The following is a 20,572-nucleotide window of genomic DNA, read 5'->3' as shown; positions in this document are numbered from 1 at the left end:
AGCCCTTTCTCAGCGTTTTTGTTTGGATAGAACGTTCCGGCCCAATCGTTCAAGGGCAGCACGCAAGTCTTGGTCGTGAACCTCGCGCGTCACTTTGTCTGCCTCGGCAACGACTTCCGGTGCGATGGTGGGTTTCGCCTGTTTCGGCCGATGCTCGAAACTGGCCTGCCCCTCGGCAAATCCTGTGGGAGCGGTCTGGGTGATGCGGATGCGGCTGATGGCACTGTAGCCATAGACGGCATTCACCTTGTCGCGCAGACGGTCCTTCTGCATCTCGAGCATCGGGGCCTGCGGTCCGGTGGTCAGCACGGTCAATGTGGCGCCGAACCCACCCTTTCCATAGCCCACCTTGACCGGTCGGGCGATGGCGGCGATGTCGGGGCCCACGATATCGGCCCAATGGGTCAACAGGCGCGACACGGCAAAGCCGCGACTTTCACCGGCTTTGCGGATCCGATCGCTCAGCAAGGACGCGGTGCGTTTGAACCCGCGGGTGGTGGACCGTCTTGGTTGCATCTGGTTTCCAACTCCTGCGCCGCTATTGTAATGGGCGTGCATCCGGGCGCCAGCGAAACCCGACAGAGAAATGGATAAAACTTGCGTGACCCCGCCACTTTCGACCTGAGCCGCAGCCTGCTTGCCTGGTACGACCGTCATGCCCGCGATCTGCCGTGGCGGGTCAGCCCCGCCAACAGGGCCGCGGGCGTGCAACCCGACCCCTACCGCGTGTGGCTGTCCGAGGTGATGCTGCAGCAGACCACGGTGGCCGCCGTGCGGGATTATTTCCTGCGCTTCACCTCGCGTTGGCCGGATGTCCGGGCGCTGGCCGCCGCACCCGATGACCAGGTGATGGCGGAATGGGCCGGGCTGGGCTATTATGCCCGCGCCCGCAACCTGCTGAAATGCGCCCGCGCGGTGGTGGAGCAGCACGACGGCCGCTTTCCAGACAGCCATGATGCGCTGCTGAAGCTGCCCGGCATCGGCCCTTACACCGCCGCGGCCATCGCGGCCATCGCCTTTGACCGGCCGGAAACCGTGCTGGACGGAAATGTCGAGCGGGTCATGGCCCGGCTGCATGACATCCACGACCCGTTGCCGAAGTCGAAACCTCTGCTGAAGGCGAAGGCCGCCGCGCTGACCCCTGACGAACGCCCCGGCGACTATGCCCAGGCGGTGATGGATCTGGGGGCCACGATCTGTACGCCGAAATCTCCGGCCTGTGGCATCTGCCCCCTGCGAGACCCGTGCGAGGCCCGCGCTGCCGGAACACAGGCCGACCTGCCGCGCAAAACACCCAAAGCGCCGAAGCCCACCCGTCTTGGCCACGTCTACATCGCGCAGCGCGCCGATGGCGCAATCCTGTTGGAGCGCCGACCGGAAACGGGGCTGTTGGGCGGGATGCTGGGCTTTCCGGGCTCGGACTGGGCCGAGGACGCGGCCGAGACGCCGCCCTTTCCGGCTGATTGGACCCTGTTGCCCGCCGAGGTGCGCCATACCTTTACCCATTTCCACCTGATCCTGCGCGTCTGGACCGCCGCCGTACCCGCAGAGGTGGACCCCGTGGGGTTGGTCGTGACGCCCATACATGCCTTTCGCCCCGGCGATCTTCCGACCGTGATGCGCAAGGCGCATGATCTGTGGCGCGGCAGTTCTGCATCTGGGAAAATGGATCGGGCAGGATTATCCTGACGGCAGAGTTTCGGAGCCTGACCATGATCTCGACTGACACCCTGTCGCGCTGGCAAACAGCCCTTCCTTTCTGGGTTTCGTTCCTATTGATCCCGATCCTGTGGTTCACCGCTTTCGCCGGCGGCTGGTGGGTATTGCTGGTGCCGCTGTCCACCTGGTGGTTGTTTGCAGCGCTGGACGGGCTGACCGGGCTGAACCTTGAAAACGCCGACCCCGAAACGCCCGAGGACGCGCTGCGCTGGTACGTCCTGCTGACCAAGGCCTGGGTTCCGGTCCAGTTTTTCACGCTCTATGGCCTGATCTGGTACGCCACCCGCGCCGAACATCTGTCATCACTGGAAAAGATCGGGCTGTTCTTCGGGATGGGCGTGATCTCGGGCACGATCGGCATCAACTACAGCCACGAACTGATGCACCAGAAGGGCCGGCTGGAGCGGTGGCTGGGCGACATCCTGCTGGCGATGGTTCTGTATTCGCATTTCCGCTCCGAACACCTGCTGGTGCATCACCGCTATGTGGGCACGCCGCGCGACCCCGTGACCGCACGCTACAACGAAGGGTTCCACCGCTTCTACCCGCGCGTCCTGCGCCAGTGCCTGGTGTCCGCGTTTCAGGCCGAAAAGGCCAAGCTGGCGCGCAAGGGGCTGAACTGGACGGACCGGGCGAACCCGTTCTGGCGGTATTGGGCGCTGCAGGGATTGATGCTGGCGCTGGCGCTGCTGCTCGGCGGGTGGGCGGGGCTGGGGCTGTTCCTGGTTCAGGCCGGCACTGCGATCTGGCAGCTGGAGCTGGTCAACTATGTCGAGCATTATGGGCTGACGCGCAAATACTTGGGCGACGGCAAGTACGAACATGTCCGGCCGCGCCATTCGTGGAACGCCGCGCACAAGGCCTCGAACTGGCTGCTAATCAATCTGCAACGCCACTCGGACCATCATTACAAGCCCAACCGGCGGTTTCCGCTGCTGCAGAACCACCCTGCCGAAGCGGCCCCGCAACTGCCCTATGGCTATCCGGTGATGACGATCGCGGCGATGGTCCCGCCGCTGTGGCGGCGTGTGATGAACCCGCGGGTGCGGGCTTGGCGGCGACAGTACTACCCCGAGATCACGGACTGGAAGCCGTACAACAAGGCAATGCTTCCGATGCCACGGTCCTGAGAGCGGTCAACGCAGCGCCCAGATATCGACCGGCCGCTCGACGCCGCCAACCGCCTGTGCATCGTGGCGCTGGAACCCGTTCATCAGATCGGCAGCCGTCGACGCTTCGCTTAGGGCCTTTTCGCGCAGCGCGTCGCTGATGACAATCCGCGCACCCATCTTTCGCGTCATTGCTTCAAGCTTGGCAGCCAGATTGACCGCGTCTCCGATCACCGCGAATTCCAGCCGGTTGGCCCCGATGTCGCCCAGAACGACCGGACCGTAGTGAACACCGATGCCAACCTGAATCTCCTGCTCGCCTGCCCGTCGGCGTTCCAGATTCCAACGGTCGATGATGTCAGCCATTGACCGCGCGCAGGACAGGGCGTTGACCGCGTCCAGCGGGGTTGGAACCGGCGTGCCGAACGTGGCCATCAGCCCGTCGCCCAGATACTTGTCCAAGGTTCCGTGGTGATGGAACACCTCGGCCTCCATTCGCGCATGGAAGCCCCGCAGCACCTCGATCACCTCATACGGGTCGCGGCCGGCAGCGAATTTCGTGAAGCCCACGATGTCGATGAACAGAACCGCGATGTTTTCCTTGCGCACCTGCTTGAGCGGTTCGTCGTTCTGGCTCAGCTCCTCGACCACGTTGGGCGAGAAGTATCGCGACAGGTTGGCGCGTTCCCGCTCCAGTCCGGCATTTGAGATCAACAGGCGATTGAGCCGCCGCATCGACACGCCCAGCGTAACCGCGACCATCATGAACACGATCACCTCTTGCACGCGCATCGGAACCATGAAGCTGTTGGGGTCCAACAATTCAGCCACGGCCGGATAGCCCCGCAAGGCGGCCGCAACCTTTTCGCTGAGCCCGGGGATGGGCGTGGCCACCCACCAGGCGACGACCCAGCCCGCCGTCCACATCAGGGCCGTCCAGCTGCCCATGGCGATCACCGTGCGCCAGGAATAGGCCAGCGTACCTGCGGCCAGGATGATGAAGAAATACTGGAAATTGTCGAACCGGTACTGCATCGCCAGCGGGCGCACATCGTCGCTGAACGGGTTGGGAACGACCATGCCCAGCGTCATGATCAGCAGATCGGCGAAAATCAGCAGAAGCTCGATCCGGGATTGGCCCACACGGCCAGCGCGCCGGATCAACCAGCCGTTGCCGCAGAGCAGCAGCAGGATGAAATGATACCACATCACATCCCAGTTCGGATTCAGAAACACCAGCAGGACACCGGTCAACGCCATGGCGATCCAGCGGGCGCGGACGGCCAGTTCCAGCCCCTCGCGCTTGTGCCGTTCCAGCGCGGCTTCGGTGTATTTGTTGTCCAAATTGAATTTGTCCGGCGTGGTCACGAAAAACCGCTGAAACCGGGATTGGCTGGCCGTGGTATCAGACATTTCTGATGCTCCCTCGCTATGTAGCGGGATATGGGGTCGCACCATCCAAACATCACGGGGCACAAAACAAAAGACCCCGCCGGGTTCGGCGGGGCAAGGCTTGGTACCATGTGTCAGGCCACAGGCACCGGCGGTATTGGTGTGATCAGTTGTGCAGTTCGGCCCGGATCTGCTGGCGCAGCACGTCGATCGGAACGGTTTTTCCGTCGCGCTTGAAGCACCAGTATGTCCAGCCATTGCAGGACGGCGCGTTTTCCAGATGCGCGCCCACCTGATGGATCGAGCCCTTGATGTTGTCGCCCACCAGCGTGCCGTCGGCCCGCACCTTGGCCTTGTGCCGCTGGTTCATCGAATACAGCTCTTCGCCCGGGCGCAACATGCCGCGTTCGACCAACTGGCCGAAGGGCACGCGCGGCTCGGCGCGTTTGCTGGCGCTGACCTCGAGCGCGTCACGGTCGAACTTGCGCACCTTGGCGATGCGCTTTTCGGCCACCTTGCGATAGCTGTCCTCACGCTCGATCCCGATGAACTCGCGGCCCAGCATCTTGGCCACCGCGCCGGTGGTTCCGGTGCCGAAGAACGGGTCAAGCACCACGTCACCCGGATTGGTCGAACCAACCAGAACCCTGTGCAACAGCGACTCGGGCTTCTGCGTCGGGTGCGCTTTGTCACCGTTTTCATCTTTCAGGCGCTCGTGGCCCGTGCAGATCGGCAGCACCCAGTCGCTGCGCATCTGCACGCCTTCGTTCAAGGCTTTCAGCGCCTCATAGTTGAAGGTGTATTTCGCCCCTTCCCGCTTGCTGGCCCAGATCATCGTTTCATGCGCGTTGGTGAACCGCTTGCCGCGGAAATTCGGCATCGGGTTCGACTTGCGCCAGATCACGTCGTTCAAAATCCAATAGCCCGCATCCTGCAGGGCCGAGCCCACGCGGAAGATGTTATGATACGAGCCGATCACCCAGATCGCCCCATTGGGCTTGAGCAGGCGATGCGCGGCCTTCAGCCACTCGCGGGTAAACTGGTCATAGGCGGCAAAGCTCGAGAACTGGTCCCAATGATCATCGACCGCATCCACCTGGCTGTTGTCCGGGCGATGCAACTGTCCTTTCAGCTGCAAATTATATGGCGGATCCGCAAAAATCAGGTCAACCGACGCCTCGGGCAGACTGTTCATCACCTCGATGCAGTCGCCAGATAGAATCGTGTTTAAAGGGAGCGCGGATGCGCCCTTTGTCTTGGTAGTTGTCATGTCTCTGCCTCAAGTTCCACGGCGCTTTTGCGCTCATTTGGTTGAGACTAGGATGAGTCAAACCGGATTCGGCGTCAAATTCTTTTTTGAATCAGAGGGTTACGATTTACTCTTGATACAAGATATTGTGGACGGGCTTGAATGAACGTCTATGGTATGGGGTCACCCCAAGATTTTGCAGCGCCTCGCGATGCTGTTTGGACGGATAGCCCGCATTGGTTTCCCAGCCGTAGCCCGGATGCTGTTGCGCCAAATCCACCATCAGTTGATCGCGCCAATTCTTTGCAAGGATCGACGCCGCCGCAATCGAGACTGACTTCGCGTCCCCTTTGACCACAGCCTGCGCCGGCAAGGTCAGCCCTTTGGGGATCAGATTGCCGTCGATCAACAGGTAGTCCGGCGCAGGATGCAGGGCGGCGACGGCGCGCTCCATCGCCAAATGAGAGGCATACAAGATATTGAGGTCATCAATTTCCTCAACCGACGCCTCGGCAATGGCAAACTCGGCCCGGGCGCGCAGATCTTCGTCAAGGGTGCGCCGCCTTCGCGCCGTCAGCTTCTTGGAGTCATTCAAACCGTCGGGGATGTCCTGCGGATTCAGAATGACCGCGGCCGCCACGACCGGACCGGCCAACGGGCCGCGACCCACCTCGTCTACACCTGCTATTCGGGGATAGCCCTGCGCAATCAGCGCCTGTTCCAATTCAAACGTCGGAGTCGTCATCCCCTCGGCAAACCGCTTTTTGGTCCGAACCGCAACAAAAAAGAAGGAGGCGACCCAGGCCGCCCCCTTCCCGTACAGCGCTTCTGCGGCGCTGCTCCTGCTCGAAACCGATTACTGGTAAACCACACGGTATCCTTTCTGGCGCAGGCAGGCGGGTTCGTAGGCCCGCTTCACCTTCTTGCCGTCCCAGAACCCCACTTTGCACTGTTGTGGCAGGCTATTGGCATGTTTGTAGTGTTTCTCGAGGCAATTCGGCCCCAGCAAAGGACGTTTCTTCGAATAGCCGTTGTAGGTCTTCAGGCAACGCTGCGGCAGGTCATAGCGGGCGACACGCCGGGGCAGCGGGCGGATATGATCGGGCCGAACGTTTTGCGGCTGGTGGACATAGTTGTTCTGCCGGGTGACACGCTCTTTGCGCTTTTCCTTGTTATAGTGATTGACGGCCGCACCGATGATGGCAATGGCCGCCAACCCGCCCAGAATATCATGGGCGTCGGCCGCCTTGGCCTGGGATGCGGAAACGCCGGTGATGGCGACTGCGGTGGCGACGACGAGGGCGATGAACTTCCGGTGCATGACAAGTGTCCTTTCAAAGCTGGACGCGGCGCCACTGGCTGACCGCGAAACTGATGCAACAGCTTTCGGCCACCCGCCGACAGACAAGCAATAACGGCCCAGTGTTATCCGATATCATCGCCGCAAACCCTTTGAGATATTGAATATCGTGCCAAGCCATGCGCAGGATGCAGCCTATGAAACAGATCCTCTCTTTCCTGGTCGTTGCGACGTTGATATCGCTGAGCACCACCGTTTCGGCGGCCGAATGCTATGCCGATTACAAGGCCAAACAGGACAACCCGCTGCGCCTGCACTATGGCGTGATGCAGGTGTCCGCCTGCAAAAAGGGGCAAGCCAAGCAAGAGGTGGCCAAAAGGCTGAAATCCTCGGGGTGGACGTTGCTCAACGTGATCAGCGTTTTTGGACCGGAAGGGTTGGATCAAAGGAAGGCCAATGCCGGAAAATTCTATCTCCGTTTCTGAGGCTCGGCGGTCTGGCACCCGGCTGGTCGGAGCAGGCATCGCCGCAATCGTCGTGATCCTGATCACGGCCGCAGCCTTTTTGTTCTGGACCCTGCCCGATGCCAATGCGTTCAACGCACGGGTCGAGCGGCTGTTCGTCGAAAGCGATCTGACCACCCAGGCTGAAATCCGATTGCTGGAGATCCTCGCGCAATCCGGAACCGCATTTGCCGACACGCTGGCCAGCTACCGGATGGTGATCTTCGTGCTGCTGATCTTTGCCACGGCCATGCTGTTGGCCGCCTTGGTCTTTCTGGTGATGCTGGTGACGTTGAACCGTCGAATGGCCCAGATCGAGCGCACGGGAATCCAGGTCACGTCGCTGCTGATCAGTCGCGAAGAGAACACCGTCTACCTGAACAACATGGATTTCAAGCTGACGCCCGCAGCGATGGAAACACTGGCCGTCTTGGCCGAGTCCCGTCTCGACGACGAAGTGCTGTCGGGGGTTCAGATCGAAGCCATGATCTCTGGCCGAGACATATCGGACTGTGACGAAGCTGCCGGGGCCACGCGCATCAAACGGCTGCGGGACGCGCTGGGAAATCAGATGGTCAGCGAGCTGTTGGTCAAAAACATCGCCAAAAAGGGCTATATGCTGGCGATCGAAAAAGACGTGATCCAGATGGTCTGACCACCTCGGCCGTGGATCGCGATCGGTAAATTCTGTGTTGCGCCCCTTGGAAATCGGGCTGCAAAAGCCCATCCTCTAGGGACCCGGGCAAGGGAGACGGCCGATGAATGTCCACGCCACACGGAATACGAACGGCTACGGAATTTCGATCGAAACGCTTGACGGCAGGGTTGCCATCTACCGCGATGACATCCTTCTGGCTGAAAGCACGAATGCCAAGGTCATGTATGAAACCCGGCTGCCGCCTGCGATTTATGTTCCGCGCGAAGACGTGCGCGTTGATCTGAGCGGCGAGACCGAGTTGCAGACCTTCTGCCCGTTCAAGGGCACGGCAACCTATCACGATGTCCTGATTGGCGATGAACGGTTGGCAAACTCGGTTTGGGCCTACGAGGATTCCCTGCCTGAAAGCAAAGCCATTCAGGGTCACATCGGCTTCATGCCGGCGGCCTACACTCATATCGATCTGGGCGACAATCAATTGCGCCAACCGCGAGACGGCAACATCAGCGGCCCGTTGATCGATTGGTTGATGCGTGGCGCGGGGTCGATCTCATCACCGGAAGATTTCACCAAGACCCTGGCCGAAAAAATGCTGGAACACGGCATCGCCATTCAACGTCTCAGCATCCTTGTCTGGTCGCTGCATCCCCTGATCGCAGGCAAGCACTACATCTGGGAAAAGGGTGCCGAGGAGATTTCGACCAATATTCCAACCTACGAGATTCACGACCACCCCGCGTTCATCAACAGCCCCTTGCGGCATGTCTCGAACGGATTGGGCGGCGTTCGGCAACGGCTGAACGTAGACAACCCCCACAACAGTTTCCCCATCATGGAGGACCTGCGCGCAAAGGGGGGCACCGATTACGTGGCAATGCCTCTGCCGTTTTCCGACGGGCGTATCAATGTCCTGACGTTGACCTGCGACCACCCCAACGGCTTTACCACGGAAAACCTGGGGCTTGTCTTTGAGTGCTCGGCCGTCATCGCCCGCTACTATGAGGTGTTCATGCAGCGCGAGAATTCTCAGGCCCTTCTCGAGACCTATGTGGGCAAACGAACCGGGGCCCGCGTTTTGGGCGGCGACATTCGTCGCGGCGACGGCGATGACATCGACGCGGCCATCATGTTCTGTGACCTGCGCAACTCGACCAGCCTGGAAGAGGATCTGGGCCGCACGGAATACATCAACCTGTTGAACGAATTCTTCGAAACGGTGTCCGGCATCGTCCACGACAACGACGGTGAGGTTCTAAAATTCATCGGCGACGCCGTTCTTGCGGTTTTCCCGGCAGGTGAGGACCCCGGCAAGGCACGGTCAGACGCTCAGCGCAGTGCCGTTGAAATCGTCGAGAAATTGGCCGAGCTGCGTCGCTCCGACAAGAACCGGCAATGCGATTGCTCGATCGGCGTATCGTTCGGGCGTGTTACGTACGGAAATGTCGGTTCGCGCGAGCGGCTTGATTTCACGGTGATCGGACATGCAGCCAATGTCGCGGCGCGGTTGGGCGAGTTCGGCAAGCTCAATGGCCATCGGATCGTCGTTTCCGAAGATATCGAGCCGGCCTGTTCCCGGGCCGTTCCATTGGGGCCGGTCGACTTGCACAACGTTTCGCATCCGGTGATGTCTTTTGCCTTGCAGACATCCGCTGACACGGTTCTGGATGCCTGAGCATCCGGCACCCTTGCCCCCCCGATCCCAAATAGCCATTCATAGCTGCGCACGGCACTGGTGCGCTTTCTGATCCTGGCGCGAGGTACTGACCTTAGCCCGAACGGTTCAACTTGCGGCGCCCAGCAAAATCAACGCAGTTTGCGCGGGAGAAATCGAACTCTGCATCTGTGCGATCTGAGTTCGGGCGAGATAAGTATCCGTCAGTTCGGCAATTGCATCGGCATCGACGAACTGCGAAAGGTTCGGCGAACCGGTCACTCTGCTCAGCTTGTCCCGAAATACGTCCAGCTGCTTGTCGATATCCAGCTGGCCAAAGCTTGACGGCAGGCCCAACGCTGTTTCCATCATGCTGCGCAACGGCGGCAGGCTCATCAGATCGTACCACTTCTTGGTCTCGCTTCCGGACTGCCCGGCAAGGTCTTTCAAAGCGTGCTGGGCAAAAAGTGCGATCCGCATCGAGTCGTCGGTTTCTCCGACCGAGCTTTCGAACCGGGCGACGACATTCTTCTGAGCGATCTTGTCCATGTCAGTGATCAGTGCGGTTTTCCGAACTTCGCCCGGACCCAAGCCGAATGCTTCGGAAAACTCCCGATATCTGCTGTCAGCAAGCCGGTTCGCAAGGGCGTCATCCGAACTCGTACCGTCTGACAAGACCTTTTGAATGAAGTACCGATTGTCCAGGTCACCTTCCAATCCGAACGCGCCCAACGCGACCTGCAGCAGGCGTCGGTCAGAGACCAGATCTTCTGCCGAGCGGACGTTTCGGATGTTTTCCACAAAATACTGCGTGTCCCGGTCATTGACCGCCGAGGTGGAAAAGGCCTGCAACTGGGCGTCATAGGTGCGCTGCAAAAAACGCCACCCCACGATACCCCCAGTTGGAATGACCGGCAGGAATGTCATTGCCGATAGGCCATCAGACGCTCTTCGCGCGGCAGCAACGATCGAAGCGCCTTCAGGCATTTGTAGTACTGCTCGGTTACCAGGGCTTCGGTCGCCTGTGCCAGGACCTGGCGACTGTCGACATCCGTGAAGACCTGGCTCAGTTCCTCGATCCGTCGCAGCAGCTGTTGTTTTGCGTCTCCGGCTTCCAGATCTCCGGACAGGACCAGCTGGGCCGCGTAACACACGCGCCGGACCGGGGTTGTCACTTCGTCGGGATGTATCGCGTCGCGCAACCGAAGGACATTTGCCTCGGGCGTCATGATTGAAAAGCGGGTCCGCCGATCGCCGTTCTCAATCACTACGCCATTGATCAAAACCCGCTCTTTCGGCGCCAGCTTCAGAACCAGCCCGCCCATTACGCGGTCCCCCGCTGACGCAGCCCGCGCAAAACCGCCAGATTGATTTCAAGCAGCGGCTCGACCCCAGCCTTGCTGGCCAGAACCTGGCCCGTGTGCTGCTCGGTGAACTCGGCCAGATAGAAGATCCGCGCGCGCAGCTCATTCGGCAGTGCATTGTCCGAATCCACGACGCCGTTGGCCAGAACGGACCACAAGCGGCGGTTTTCATGCAGGGCCTGAACAAAGCCCGCGAAATCCGAGGCTTTGCGCGCGGCCGCTGCCTTGAGCCGATGCGTGATCTTTGAAATCGCCTCATATTCGGTATCACGCGGGGTTCGCGTCGGAGCGGCGGACTGAGCATATGCCCGTTGGGCAAGCGTTTGCGGGGTCACTTGAATTCCTTTCAAAAGGCGGTCGTATTTGCAGTCACAGCCGGGGCGCGTTGGTCACGCCCCGACCAAGTTTCCGCCTTAGCGGAACAGCGACAGGATCGACTGCGGGGCCTGGTTGGCAATCGACAGCGATTGTGTCGCCAATTGCTGCTGGACCTGCAGGGCCTGCAGACGGGCCGAGGTCTCTTCCATATCGGCGTCCACCAGCGAGCCGATGCCGGATTTGAAAGAGTCAGTCAGGTTCGAGATGAACTCCTTCTGGGTCTCGATCCGCCCTTGCGCCGAACCGAACGCGGCCGACGCGTCAATCGCCGTGTCGATCAAGGTTTCGATCGTGCCCAGTGCTGCGGCAGCGCCGGCACTGGTCGAAACGTCAATCGACGACAGCGCACCAAGACCGCCAGAACCGGCATTGGTGAACTGGGCCGAAACGGTTACGTCGCGATCTGCGTCAGCGCCAGCGGTTGCGGTCCCGGTCACGAAGGACAGAGTGCCCGGCGCGCTGGAGTCATAGTCGATCGCTACACCGGTGATCCCAAGCGCGTCGATCTGGTTCTTCAGCCCCACTGCCACGATGGCATCTGTGTAGGCAGAGTCATAGGTTCCCGAAGGGTCCAGATCGCTGGCCTGCACGGTGTATGATGCAACTTTGTCCCCGATGGTGATCGACACTTTGTCACCGACGGCGAAGTTGTCGGTCGAACTGTCGATCACGATATCACCGGACCCGCCGGACTTGTCCATTGTGAACCCGGCGGCGTCATTGTCAGTGGTCGCGTTGTCCGAGCCGGTCAGAACGCCCTTGCTGGCATATCCACCGGTCGACAGGTCCTGGCTGGCCACCGAAATCGACGACGCGGTCACGTTGCCAGCGCTGTCGCGATCCAGCGACGAAAGGATCGATGCGGTGCCCGCTGACCCGTCCACAAGATTGAGGCCGTTGAACTGTGCGGCACCGACCACCGATGCGATCTGGTCCCGCAGGGCGGCTACGTCATCATTGATCTTGCCGCGGTCGACGTTGTCCTCCTGCGCGGCGACGATCTTGTTCTTCATCTGGGTCAGCAGGTCGGTCACGGTTTCCGAAGCGTTCCGGGCCACGGCGACAGTCGATTCACCCAGTGCCAGGCTATCCTTGATCGCATTGAAACCGTTGACATCGGATTCCATCACCTTGGAAATCGCCCATACGGCCGAGTTGTCCTTGGCCGTAGCGACATCCTTACCCGTCGAAATCGCGTTCTGGGTTGCTGCAAGGTTCTTGTTGACCGATTTCAGAGTCTGCAGCGCAACCATCGCGCCGTTGTTTGTCAGAATGCTGGACATGTTTTTCATCCTTTTCCATTCGGGCCTTCTTCGCCCAGTGACGCCCGACCATCATTGGCGGACGTGTTGTCGTTCTGACCTGTGCGAGCTACCGATCGGTGTTCGCGCCACCTTCTTTCGAGGTGCGGGACCACTTTTGGGCCTGATCTCCTAACGGAGTGCTAAGGCGGTCCGACGGAAAAAGACGGATTTGAATCAAACCCGCCGCTAGGCACGTTTTTCCAGCTTGGGATCCTGACGGACGGCGAAGCCATTGCGTTGCCCGGCCGCGTCATAGGTCGTGAATTCCTGCCGGATTTTTCTGAGTTCAGCCATCCGGTTCATAACCGCCCGAATCCCTTCGGCCGCGCCGGTCAGCAGGCCCTGATTGCGCTCGACCTTCTTGTGCAGTCGAATCAAGTCGTCACTGTCGTGCACCTGCATCTCGTTGAGTGCGCCGATCAGTTTTTCCTTCTGCGGCATCATCTGGCCCAGCCGATCCAGGTCCCCTTCGACCAAAGCCCTGCGCTCGAGATCGAGAACCTCCTCGAGAGCCTTAATCAGTCCCTGCTTGTGCTCAGTCGGCATGGGTCTTCTCCATCATTGCATTGAAAAGGGTTTCCGACAGTCCGATCCCGCCGGATCGGGCCAATTGCCTGGCCTGCTCCTGCAACAGGAAAGACGCGAACTGGTCTTCGCCCGCGCTACCTCCGAAAGCTTGCCGCGCGTTGCCCAAGCCTGCGGCCTTCAGCATTTCGGCTAGAAAAGTTGCCTCAAGCTCGACCGCTGCGGCCTTGAGTCTTTGTTCGGTCATATTGCTGCGCGGTACCGGCGCGAAGTTTGGGATTTCCATCGCCCTCTCCGAAAATTGTTTCGATCTTTGTCGATCAAAGCGAAGAGCGGTTAAAATATACGTAACTACCTTGAGGGCAGGTTTGGGCCAAACAACCGGAGCCGGAGCAAAATGCCCAACGCCCTGACCATGATGACCAATGTGATTTCCGGCGGAAAGCCGGATTGGGCCGCAAAGTCCGAGCCCCCAACAAAAGGCGACTCTGATTTCGCGGAGCTCATGGCCGAAGATGAGATGCTGAACCTAGAGGCCGAGGCGAAACCTCATCCGGACAGCCGCGCGGGTCCGAAAATCGTGGATGGCGATGAAAACACCGACCCTGACGTCCCGCAGGTCGAACCCGATTTGGCTGAACCGCTGGAATTGCAGGGATCACAACAGGACGCTCGACAGAAAGACACGCCTCTGCCCATGGCAACGCCCGGTGAACTTCCAAAGCGCGAGGCGACGGCGCACGCCACTCTCGAGGCCAGCCCTCCGGCGGAGGGACGCCAGTCAACTGCCGCCGCGGCCATGCGCGCAGTAACCTCTGATCCCGATCGCCGATCGCTCGCGGGCGACACGGGCAGGGGAACCGATGCGCCCGAGCGTGCCGCGAGCACAGCGCCCCAACCAGCGTCAGCGGCAAAAGAGCAGTTGAACGCCACCGAACCTGGAGTGAGTGGAGGGCTGCAGAACCGAAAGGACGAATTGCGCACTGCAACCGGTAAAGAAGCCAGGCGCGACGAGCAGGCCACCGGATCGTGGGGGGTGGATCAACGGCCGGCCAAACCTGCTGGCCAGGGAACGGAATCCATCATCCGGGCACAGATCGTCGGTACATCGGAACGCGCAGCACTGAAGGACCCGATGCCAGAGGACAGTCTGCACGACCGGATGCCAACGCAGGACTTGGGTACGACCCCAGCGCAAAGGGATGCAGGCCCGACCAACGGCGTCCCGCTCTCGGGCCGGGCGGAAATTGCTCGGGCGGTCGCCGGGCAAATGGCGGCCAGCATCGTCGCAAAGCCGGGAAGCGGAAGCGTGGAAATCGCACTGACTCCGGAAGAGCTGGGCAAAGTTTCGATCAAGGTGACCGGGCGCGAAGACGGGTTGCACATGATGATCGTCGCCGACCGGCCTGAAACCATGGACCTCATGCGCCGGCATATCTCGATCCTGTCAGCCGAATTCAAAGAGATGGGGCTGGGCGATCTTTCCTTTGATCTGGGCACCTCGGCGAACCCAGAACAGGACGCTGAGCCAACTGAACGAAGCACATTCATCACCACAGGGGAGCTTGACCCTGCAACCGAAACACCCGCTCTGGCCCGCCCAACTCAGGTGGACCGGGCGTTGGACCTGAGGCTTTGACCCATGATCACCACAGCGGCATCCGCGACACAAACACCTTCAACAGCACAGCCAACGGGAACCTCGGCAGCGACAGGGCTGACCTCGGACTTCGAGACGTTTCTCATGATGTTGACGGCGCAGGCGCGCAACCAGGATCCTCTGGAGCCCCTGGATTCGTCGGAATATGCGTCGCAACTCGCCCAGTTTTCGATGGTCGAGCAGCAGGTGCAGACCAACGACCTTCTGGCAACCCTCACCGCCGCCCTGAGCAGCGTCAATCTGGATGAGCTGTCCAACTGGATTGGGGTCGATGTTCAGGGGGCAGCCTCCTTCCGGTTTGATGGCCAGCCACAGACCATATTCACTCAGCCTGACCTGGGCGCGGATGCGTCTGTGCTGGTCATCAAGGATTCTGACGGAACCGAAATCGACCGAATCTCTGTTCCGGTGTCCGAGACCGAGTTTCTTTGGGCTGGAGTGGATGCATCGGGCAATCCGCTGCCCAACGGCACCTATTCCGCAACGCTGGAAAGCTATTTGGGGGATGAACTGCTCTCGGCGCGGCCTGCGGCCACCTACAGCCGCGTCGTCGAAGCCCAAGTCGGGGCCGGTGTCGTCATGTTGACCTTGGACAGCGGCGTCGTGATTCCGGCAACCGACGTCGTTGCCGTTCGTACCGGCGCTTGAACTCGGGGGCGCTGCGGGCCAAGGATTGGCCGTCCAGATTCGCAACGCTCCGGTGTCTCAACTGTCCGTTCCAACCGCTCCTCCACCCGGCCTTGCAGACCAACTTGTCGAAAGCGGGTTGATCGCAAAAGACGCCCAGTTCGAAACGCTGTATGGCGGACGCACGAACCAGGTGTGGAAGGTATTGGACGCCGAGCCGGACCGGGTTTTGAAGTTCTATCGGTCTTCCCTTCAAAACCCGCTGTTTCGCAACGACGCCCAACTCGAAGCAGCCTGTCTGCACGCACTTGCTGCGACGGGGTTTGTTCCGCGGCTTCGCGCCTCGGGCAGCTTTGGCCCGGATCGCTGGGTTTTCTATGACCATGCGGCTGGCACTCCGTGGCGAGAAGGGACCGCGCAGGTGGCGAAACTGCTGCATGATCTGCACGCCCGAGAAATCGTGCTAGAGGTCCCTAAGGGATGCAATGGAAGCGTTGATCTCGATCATCACGGCACCCGTATTTTGAACGGTTGCCGCTCGGAACTCAGCGCCGTTCTGGCCGAACGCAAACCCAGGGTCCGGGTGCCGCCGACCCCCCGAGTATGCCTGATCCATGGCGACCCGGTGGCCGGCAACATCCTCGTCTCCTCTGCGGGGCTGACACTGATCGACTGGCAATGCCCGGCGATGGGTGACCCATGCGAGGATCTTGCCCTGTTCCTGTCACCCGCCATGCAGCATCTCTATCGCGGCAAGGCGCTGACCCCCGAGGAAGAGGCTACGTTTCTGTCGGCCTATGACAGCCCGCCGACGGTGCGCCGATACCTCGAGCTAAAGCCTTGGTACAATTGGCGTATGGCTGCCTACTGCCTGTGGCGGGCCGAGAATGGTGCGCCAGCCTATAGGGCCGGGTTTGACCTTGAGGTTGCGGCCCTCTGACCGTGGGCCGTATCACAAATCGGCAAGAGCCATGGCCGCATAAGCCGGTGGCATCAGCAGTCGCCGCCAGCGCCCGAATGGGAACTTTGACGGCGGTTTGGCGATGACGTCCGGAATATTCGCGGGCTCACCCAAAACCAAGCGGGCCAATGCCCGCCCGCAATAGCTGCCCATCGCCACGCCGTTCCCGTGATAGGCCAGACCGGCAAACAAGCCCGGGTGGCCCGGAACCTCCCCGACAAAGGGCAGCAGGTCACGGGTCAGGCAAACCATACCTGACCACATATGAGTTGCCTCAACCTCGGCCCAACCCGGGAACATGCGATCAAAGTCACGGCGTACTTTGCGACGGATCGCAGCCTCAGCGCGCGGCGAGGACATGAGGCCTCCGCGCATTCCGAACAGGAACCGGTTGTCCGGCATCAGGCGGAAATAGTGCAGAAGGTTGCGCGTGTCGTACGCCATCTGGCGCGATGTCCACCCCTGTGCCTGCAATTCAGCTTCGGTCAGCGGACGTGTCACCATGACCGTAGACTGTGCAGGCATGTAACGGGCGGCCAACCAGTCGGGCAGATCGTCGCTGGAATAACCGTTGGTGCAGATCAACACCGTCTTGGCCTGAACACGGCCCGTGGGGGTGGTCATCCCGTACCCGGACCCGGCTTTTCCGATGTCCTGAACCGGGCTTTTCGAGAATACTGCGGCACCTTGCGCCTGCGCGGCCCGGGCCAACCCGAACAGGTATTTCTGCGGGTTCAGCCCAAAGCCGACCGGGTCGGTATATCCACCAAAGAAACGGCCCCCCATACCGAGGCGTTCCAAATCCGACGGTTCATGCAGAACCCCACCGCTTTCCGCGCGACGCCGCAGCCGCTCCATCGCGCGCGGGCTGTGCGCCAGCTGCGTCTCCCCTTCGGAGTGAACGTCTGCGTCGATCCGAAACCGCTGCAAAAGATCCGCAACCAAGGCGACCGCGTCGGTTTCGGCCTGCGCGTAATCCTGTGCCGCCGAAATCCCATAGCGCCGCGCAAGTGTCGCCGAACCAAGCTTGGACCCTCCTTGGCAGCAAAACCCACCATTGCGCCCAGAAGCACCCCAGCCCGGAGTTTCGGCTTCGAACACGGCGACAGAAACACCGCGTTCGGCGAGGTGCAGGGCCGCAGACAATCCGGTGAACCCGCCGCCGACAATCGCAACGTCGGTCGACAAATCACCCGAATGAACGGGCCAGTCAGGCGCCGTAGTGGTTTCATCCCACCAACACCCCTCACGGGGGCCGGGGCCATAGGTATAAGCCGGAAAGATCCGCCTCATTCGGTGCGCGCGGCGGCTTGTTCCTCTTGCCGCTGCCGGACCATCGCACGTTTCGACACCAGCGACGCGGTGATCACACCGACAGTGACCACGGCGATCATGATGGTCGACAGCGCGTTGATTTCCGGGCTGACCCCCAGACGCACCGCCGAGAAGATCTTGATCGGCAGGGTCGTGGCCGAGGGGCCGGACGTGAAGGACGCGATCACCAGATCATCCAGCGACAGGGTGAAGGCCAGCAGCCACCCCGAGATCACCGCCGGCGCGATGATCGGCAGCGTCACCAACCTGAAGGCCTGCGCCGGCGAGCAGCCCAGATCCAGCGCCGCCTCTTCCAGCGACTGATCGAACGTCACCAGCCGCGAGGACACCACGACCGACACGTAGCACATCGAAAAGGTCGTATGCGCCAGCACGATGGTCAGGATGCCTCGGTCCAGCCCGATCCCGATAAACAGCAGCAGCAGCGACAGGCCGGTGATCACTTCGGGCATCACCAGCGGCGCGTAGATCATGCCGGAGAACAGCGTGCGGCCAAAGAACCGCCCGCCCCGCACCATGACATAGGCGGCCATGGTGCCCAGAATGGTCGCCAGCGTCGACGAGAACACGGCGACGCGAACGGTGACCCAAGCCGCATCCAGAAACGCCTGGTTCTGCATCAGCTCGCCATACCATTTGGTCGAGAACCCGGCCCAGACCGTAACCAGCTTGCTTTCATTGAAGCTGAAGATGATCAGGATCACCATCGGGATGTACAGAAACGCAAAGCCCAGCGTCAGCGAGACCGTATTGAACCAGCTCAGCCTGTTCATTGCTCTGCCTCCGCCTGTTTCTGCTGGTTGCGCTGGAACAGCACGATCGGAACTACCAGGATCAGCAGCAGGATCACCGCCACGGCGCTGGCCACCGGCCAGTCGCGGTTCGAGAAGAACTCCTCCCACAAGACCTTGCCGATCATCAGTGTGCCCGACCCGCCCAGCAGCGAGGGGATCACGAATTCACCGATCACCGGAATCATCACTAGGAAGCATCCCGCAATGATGCCCGGGCGCGACAGCGGGATGGTCACCAGCCAGAAGGCCTGTGTGCGCGAACAGCCCAGATCCTCGGCCGCCTCAATCAGCGAGCCGTCCAGCCGATCGAGCGCGGCATAGATCGGCAGGATCATGAAGGGCAGATAGGTGTAGACGATACCGATATAGACGGCCGTCTGCGTATTCAGAATGGTCAGCGGGGTCGAGATGATGCCCGTCCACAGCAGGAACTGGTTCAGGTAGCCTTCATTCGACAGGATCCCCATCCACGCATAGACGCGGATCAGGAACGAGGTCCAGAACGGCAGGATCACCAGCATCATCAGCGTCGGGCGCCATTCCTCGGGCGCGCGGGCCATGCCATAGGCGATGGGATAGCCCACCAGCAGGGTCAGCGCGGTCGCGATCAGCGCGATCTTGACGCTGGACAAGTAGGCTTTCCAGTACAGGTCGTCCTCGGTCAGCCAGACGAAATTCTCGAAATCCAGCTGGCTGAAGAATTCCTTGATCCCGGCCCAGCCCTGCGACAGATCAAGAGTCGGGGTGTAGGGCGGGATCGCAAGCGCGATGTCCGACAGCGAGATCTTCAACACGATGAAGAACGGCACCAGGAACAGGGCCAGCAGCCAGACATAGGGAATGGCGATCAGGACTGCGCGGCGCATCAGTCTGCCAGCAGAACCGCCGCCGTGGCTGTCCAGGACAGCCAGACAGGGTCTTCCCAAGTAAAGGACCGGCGGGAAATCCGCCGTGTGTTGGCCGTTTGCGCCTTGATGATCGTCCCGTTTGGCAATTCGACATGGTAGGTCGACAGGTTGCCCAAATAGGCAATGTCATGCACCTTGCCCTGCACTGCGTTGACGGCATCGGCAGGACGCTCGGCCGAGATCGTTACCTTTTCCGGCCGGATGGCCAGGTGACAGGCCTGCCCGTTTCCAAAGCTTGCCGCCGATGTCGCCGTCAGTGGCGGCTGGCCCTCGGCCCATTCGATACTGTACGAGCCCTCACCGGCGGCGGTTGCACGACCTTCGATGATGTTCACGTCCCCAATGAAATCGGCGACATAGACCGAGTTCGGGTTTTCGTAGATCCGGTCCGGCGTGGCGACCTGCATCAACTGACCCTGATCCATCACCGCAACGCGACTGGCCACCGTCATTGCCTCTTCCTGGTCGTGGGTCACGATCACGAAGGTGGTGCCGGTCTTTTCCTGAATGTCCATCAGTTCGAACTGGGTGTCCTGGCGCAACTTTTTATCCAGTGCACCAAGAGGTTCGTCCAGCAGCAGCAGTTTCGGCGCCTTGGCCAGCGACCGGGCCAGAGCCACGCGCTGCCGCTGCCCGCCCGAGATCTGATGCGGCTTGCGGCGGGCGAATTTTTCAAGACGGGTCAGGCGCAGCATCTCCTCGACCCGGTCTTCCAAATCATGCTTGGGCATGTTGTCCCGGCGCAGGCCAAAGGCGATGTTGTCCCAGACGTTCAGATGGGGAAACAGCGCATAGGACTGGAACATCATGTTGACCGCCCGCTTGTTCGGCGGCACCGGGTCGATGTCCTGACCACTCAGCATGATGTGGCCTTCGGTGGGTTTCTCGAACCCCGCCAGCATCCGCATCATCGTCGTCTTGCCGCAACCCGACGGCCCCAGCAAAGCAAAGAATTCCCGCTCGAAGATGTCCAGCGACAGATTGTCGATGGCAGTAAAGTCCCCGAATCGCTTGGTCACATTTTTGAACTGGATCAAGGGTTTCGCCTGCGGATCTTCCCACGGCGCAAAGACGGTAGAGTTCAAATCGGCCCCCGTAAGTCAGCCTGTACAGGTTGTGTGCAAGGCAGAACCAT

At 60.7% G+C, this 20,572-nt stretch carries 23 protein-coding genes; 8 read left to right on the top strand and 15 right to left on the bottom strand.

The window, feature by feature from the left end:
- Positions 1 to 9: 9 nt before the first annotated feature.
- Positions 10 to 516 (bottom strand): DUF721 domain-containing protein, encoded by a 507-nt coding sequence (locus AC2FM5_RS02095; protein ID WP_170341278.1) that lies wholly within the window; start codon positions 514 to 516, stop codon positions 10 to 12.
- 81 nt (positions 517 to 597) lie between these two features.
- Here AC2FM5_RS02095 and mutY point away from each other — a divergent pair, with 81 nt between their 5' ends.
- Together mutY and AC2FM5_RS02085 are read left to right on the top strand one after the other, a co-directional pair.
- Complete coding sequence (gene mutY / locus AC2FM5_RS02090) at positions 598 to 1,689, top strand: A/G-specific adenine glycosylase (RefSeq protein ID WP_496733636.1); 1,092 nt, start codon at positions 598 to 600, stop codon at positions 1,687 to 1,689.
- A 23-nt stretch (positions 1,690 to 1,712) separates the two neighbouring features.
- Positions 1,713 to 2,849 carry an alkane 1-monooxygenase gene (locus AC2FM5_RS02085; RefSeq protein ID WP_496733634.1) on the top strand — a complete coding sequence of 379 codons (1,137 nt, stop codon included), beginning with the start codon at positions 1,713 to 1,715 and terminating at the stop codon, positions 2,847 to 2,849.
- A 6-nt stretch (positions 2,850 to 2,855) separates the two neighbouring features.
- Here the strand turns inward: AC2FM5_RS02085 and AC2FM5_RS02080 are convergent, their stop codons facing one another.
- From AC2FM5_RS02080 to AC2FM5_RS02065, 4 genes are all read right to left on the bottom strand, one after another.
- Positions 2,856 to 4,241, bottom strand: coding sequence for an adenylate/guanylate cyclase domain-containing protein (locus tag AC2FM5_RS02080; protein ID WP_170369176.1), 1,386 nt, complete (start codon positions 4,239 to 4,241; stop codon positions 2,856 to 2,858).
- A 145-nt stretch (positions 4,242 to 4,386) separates the two neighbouring features.
- Positions 4,387 to 5,490: a site-specific DNA-methyltransferase gene (locus AC2FM5_RS02075; RefSeq protein ID WP_170341272.1), complete on the bottom strand. Its 1,104-nt coding sequence runs from the start codon at positions 5,488 to 5,490 to the stop codon at positions 4,387 to 4,389.
- A gap of 106 nt (positions 5,491 to 5,596) precedes the next feature.
- Positions 5,597 to 6,214, bottom strand: a complete 618-nt coding sequence (gene rnhB, locus AC2FM5_RS02070; protein ID WP_496733631.1) for a ribonuclease HII — start codon at positions 6,212 to 6,214, stop codon at positions 5,597 to 5,599.
- A gap of 111 nt (positions 6,215 to 6,325) precedes the next feature.
- On the bottom strand, positions 6,326 to 6,790 hold the full coding sequence (locus AC2FM5_RS02065; RefSeq protein ID WP_093964236.1) for a hypothetical protein: 465 nt from the start codon (positions 6,788 to 6,790) through the stop codon (positions 6,326 to 6,328).
- A gap of 176 nt (positions 6,791 to 6,966) precedes the next feature.
- Here AC2FM5_RS02065 and AC2FM5_RS02060 point away from each other — a divergent pair, with 176 nt between their 5' ends.
- The 3 genes from AC2FM5_RS02060 (at position 6,967) to AC2FM5_RS02050 (ending at position 9,602) form a co-directional block, all read left to right on the top strand.
- Positions 6,967 to 7,254 (top strand): hypothetical protein, encoded by a 288-nt coding sequence (locus tag AC2FM5_RS02060; RefSeq protein WP_093964235.1) that lies wholly within the window; start codon positions 6,967 to 6,969, stop codon positions 7,252 to 7,254.
- Positions 7,226 to 7,927, top strand: a complete 702-nt coding sequence (locus tag AC2FM5_RS02055) for a winged helix-turn-helix domain-containing protein (protein ID WP_093964234.1) — start codon at positions 7,226 to 7,228, stop codon at positions 7,925 to 7,927. Before AC2FM5_RS02060 ends, AC2FM5_RS02055 begins: the two co-directional genes overlap by 29 nt.
- Positions 7,928 to 8,030: 103 nt before the next feature.
- Complete coding sequence (locus AC2FM5_RS02050; protein ID WP_496733628.1) at positions 8,031 to 9,602, top strand: DUF427 domain-containing protein; 1,572 nt, start codon at positions 8,031 to 8,033, stop codon at positions 9,600 to 9,602.
- A gap of 108 nt (positions 9,603 to 9,710) precedes the next feature.
- Here the strand turns inward: AC2FM5_RS02050 and AC2FM5_RS02045 are convergent, their stop codons facing one another.
- The 6 genes from AC2FM5_RS02045 to AC2FM5_RS02020 all read right to left on the bottom strand — a co-directional run bounded on the left by AC2FM5_RS02045 (position 9,711) and on the right by AC2FM5_RS02020 (position 13,438).
- On the bottom strand, positions 9,711 to 10,472 hold the full coding sequence (locus AC2FM5_RS02045; RefSeq protein ID WP_496733626.1) for a DUF1217 domain-containing protein: 762 nt from the start codon (positions 10,470 to 10,472) through the stop codon (positions 9,711 to 9,713).
- Between the two features lie 32 nt (positions 10,473 to 10,504).
- Positions 10,505 to 10,906, bottom strand: coding sequence for a flagellar biosynthesis repressor FlbT (gene flbT, locus AC2FM5_RS02040; protein ID WP_170360764.1), 402 nt, complete (start codon positions 10,904 to 10,906; stop codon positions 10,505 to 10,507).
- Positions 10,906 to 11,280: a flagellar biosynthesis regulator FlaF gene (gene flaF, locus AC2FM5_RS02035; RefSeq protein ID WP_170369173.1), complete on the bottom strand. Its 375-nt coding sequence runs from the start codon at positions 11,278 to 11,280 to the stop codon at positions 10,906 to 10,908. The genes flbT and flaF overlap by 1 nt, the downstream gene beginning before the upstream one ends.
- A gap of 78 nt (positions 11,281 to 11,358) precedes the next feature.
- On the bottom strand, positions 11,359 to 12,606 hold the full coding sequence (locus AC2FM5_RS02030) for a flagellin N-terminal helical domain-containing protein (protein WP_496733623.1): 1,248 nt from the start codon (positions 12,604 to 12,606) through the stop codon (positions 11,359 to 11,361).
- A gap of 207 nt (positions 12,607 to 12,813) precedes the next feature.
- The gene (locus AC2FM5_RS02025) at positions 12,814 to 13,173 is read right to left on the bottom strand and encodes a flagellar biosynthesis protein FlgN (RefSeq protein ID WP_496733621.1); all 360 of its coding nucleotides are present in this window, start codon (positions 13,171 to 13,173) and stop codon (positions 12,814 to 12,816) included.
- Positions 13,163 to 13,438 (bottom strand): rod-binding protein, encoded by a 276-nt coding sequence (locus AC2FM5_RS02020; protein WP_496733619.1) that lies wholly within the window; start codon positions 13,436 to 13,438, stop codon positions 13,163 to 13,165. The genes AC2FM5_RS02025 and AC2FM5_RS02020 overlap by 11 nt, the downstream gene beginning before the upstream one ends.
- Before the next feature lie 111 nt (positions 13,439 to 13,549).
- On the opposite strand from AC2FM5_RS02020, the gene AC2FM5_RS02015 reads away from it, so the two are divergent.
- From AC2FM5_RS02015 to AC2FM5_RS02005, 3 genes are read left to right on the top strand one after another with little or no spacing between them, the layout of a single operon-like run.
- The gene (locus AC2FM5_RS02015) at positions 13,550 to 14,791 is read left to right on the top strand and encodes a flagellar hook-length control protein FliK (protein WP_496733617.1); all 1,242 of its coding nucleotides are present in this window, start codon (positions 13,550 to 13,552) and stop codon (positions 14,789 to 14,791) included.
- Positions 14,792 to 14,794: 3 nt separating this feature from the next.
- On the top strand, positions 14,795 to 15,460 hold the full coding sequence (locus AC2FM5_RS02010; RefSeq protein WP_496733615.1) for a flagellar hook capping FlgD N-terminal domain-containing protein: 666 nt from the start codon (positions 14,795 to 14,797) through the stop codon (positions 15,458 to 15,460).
- Between the two features lie 52 nt (positions 15,461 to 15,512).
- Entirely contained in the window at positions 15,513 to 16,379 is an 867-nt protein-coding gene (locus tag AC2FM5_RS02005; RefSeq protein WP_496733613.1) for a phosphotransferase, read from the top strand.
- Positions 16,380 to 16,391: 12 nt separating this feature from the next.
- On the opposite strand, the gene AC2FM5_RS02000 is transcribed toward AC2FM5_RS02005, so the two are convergent.
- The 4 genes from AC2FM5_RS02000 to AC2FM5_RS01985 are packed head-to-tail and all read right to left on the bottom strand — an operon-like array spanning position 16,392 to position 20,522.
- A complete protein-coding gene (locus tag AC2FM5_RS02000; RefSeq protein WP_496733611.1) occupies positions 16,392 to 17,693 on the bottom strand; it encodes an NAD(P)/FAD-dependent oxidoreductase in 1,302 nt (433 codons plus the stop codon).
- The gene (locus AC2FM5_RS01995) at positions 17,690 to 18,508 is read right to left on the bottom strand and encodes an ABC transporter permease (protein ID WP_170360749.1); all 819 of its coding nucleotides are present in this window, start codon (positions 18,506 to 18,508) and stop codon (positions 17,690 to 17,692) included. The genes AC2FM5_RS02000 and AC2FM5_RS01995 overlap by 4 nt, the downstream gene beginning before the upstream one ends.
- Positions 18,505 to 19,395: an ABC transporter permease subunit gene (locus AC2FM5_RS01990; RefSeq protein WP_496733609.1), complete on the bottom strand. Its 891-nt coding sequence runs from the start codon at positions 19,393 to 19,395 to the stop codon at positions 18,505 to 18,507. The genes AC2FM5_RS01995 and AC2FM5_RS01990 overlap by 4 nt, the downstream gene beginning before the upstream one ends.
- On the bottom strand, positions 19,395 to 20,522 hold the full coding sequence (locus tag AC2FM5_RS01985) for an ABC transporter ATP-binding protein (protein ID WP_170360745.1): 1,128 nt from the start codon (positions 20,520 to 20,522) through the stop codon (positions 19,395 to 19,397). Before AC2FM5_RS01985 ends, AC2FM5_RS01990 begins: the two co-directional genes overlap by 1 nt.
- Positions 20,523 to 20,572: the final 50 nt, after the last annotated feature.

The sequence above is a fragment of the Ruegeria sp. BHSA162 genome (assembly GCF_059613385.1).
This window is presented reverse-complemented; position numbering and strand designations above follow the sequence as displayed.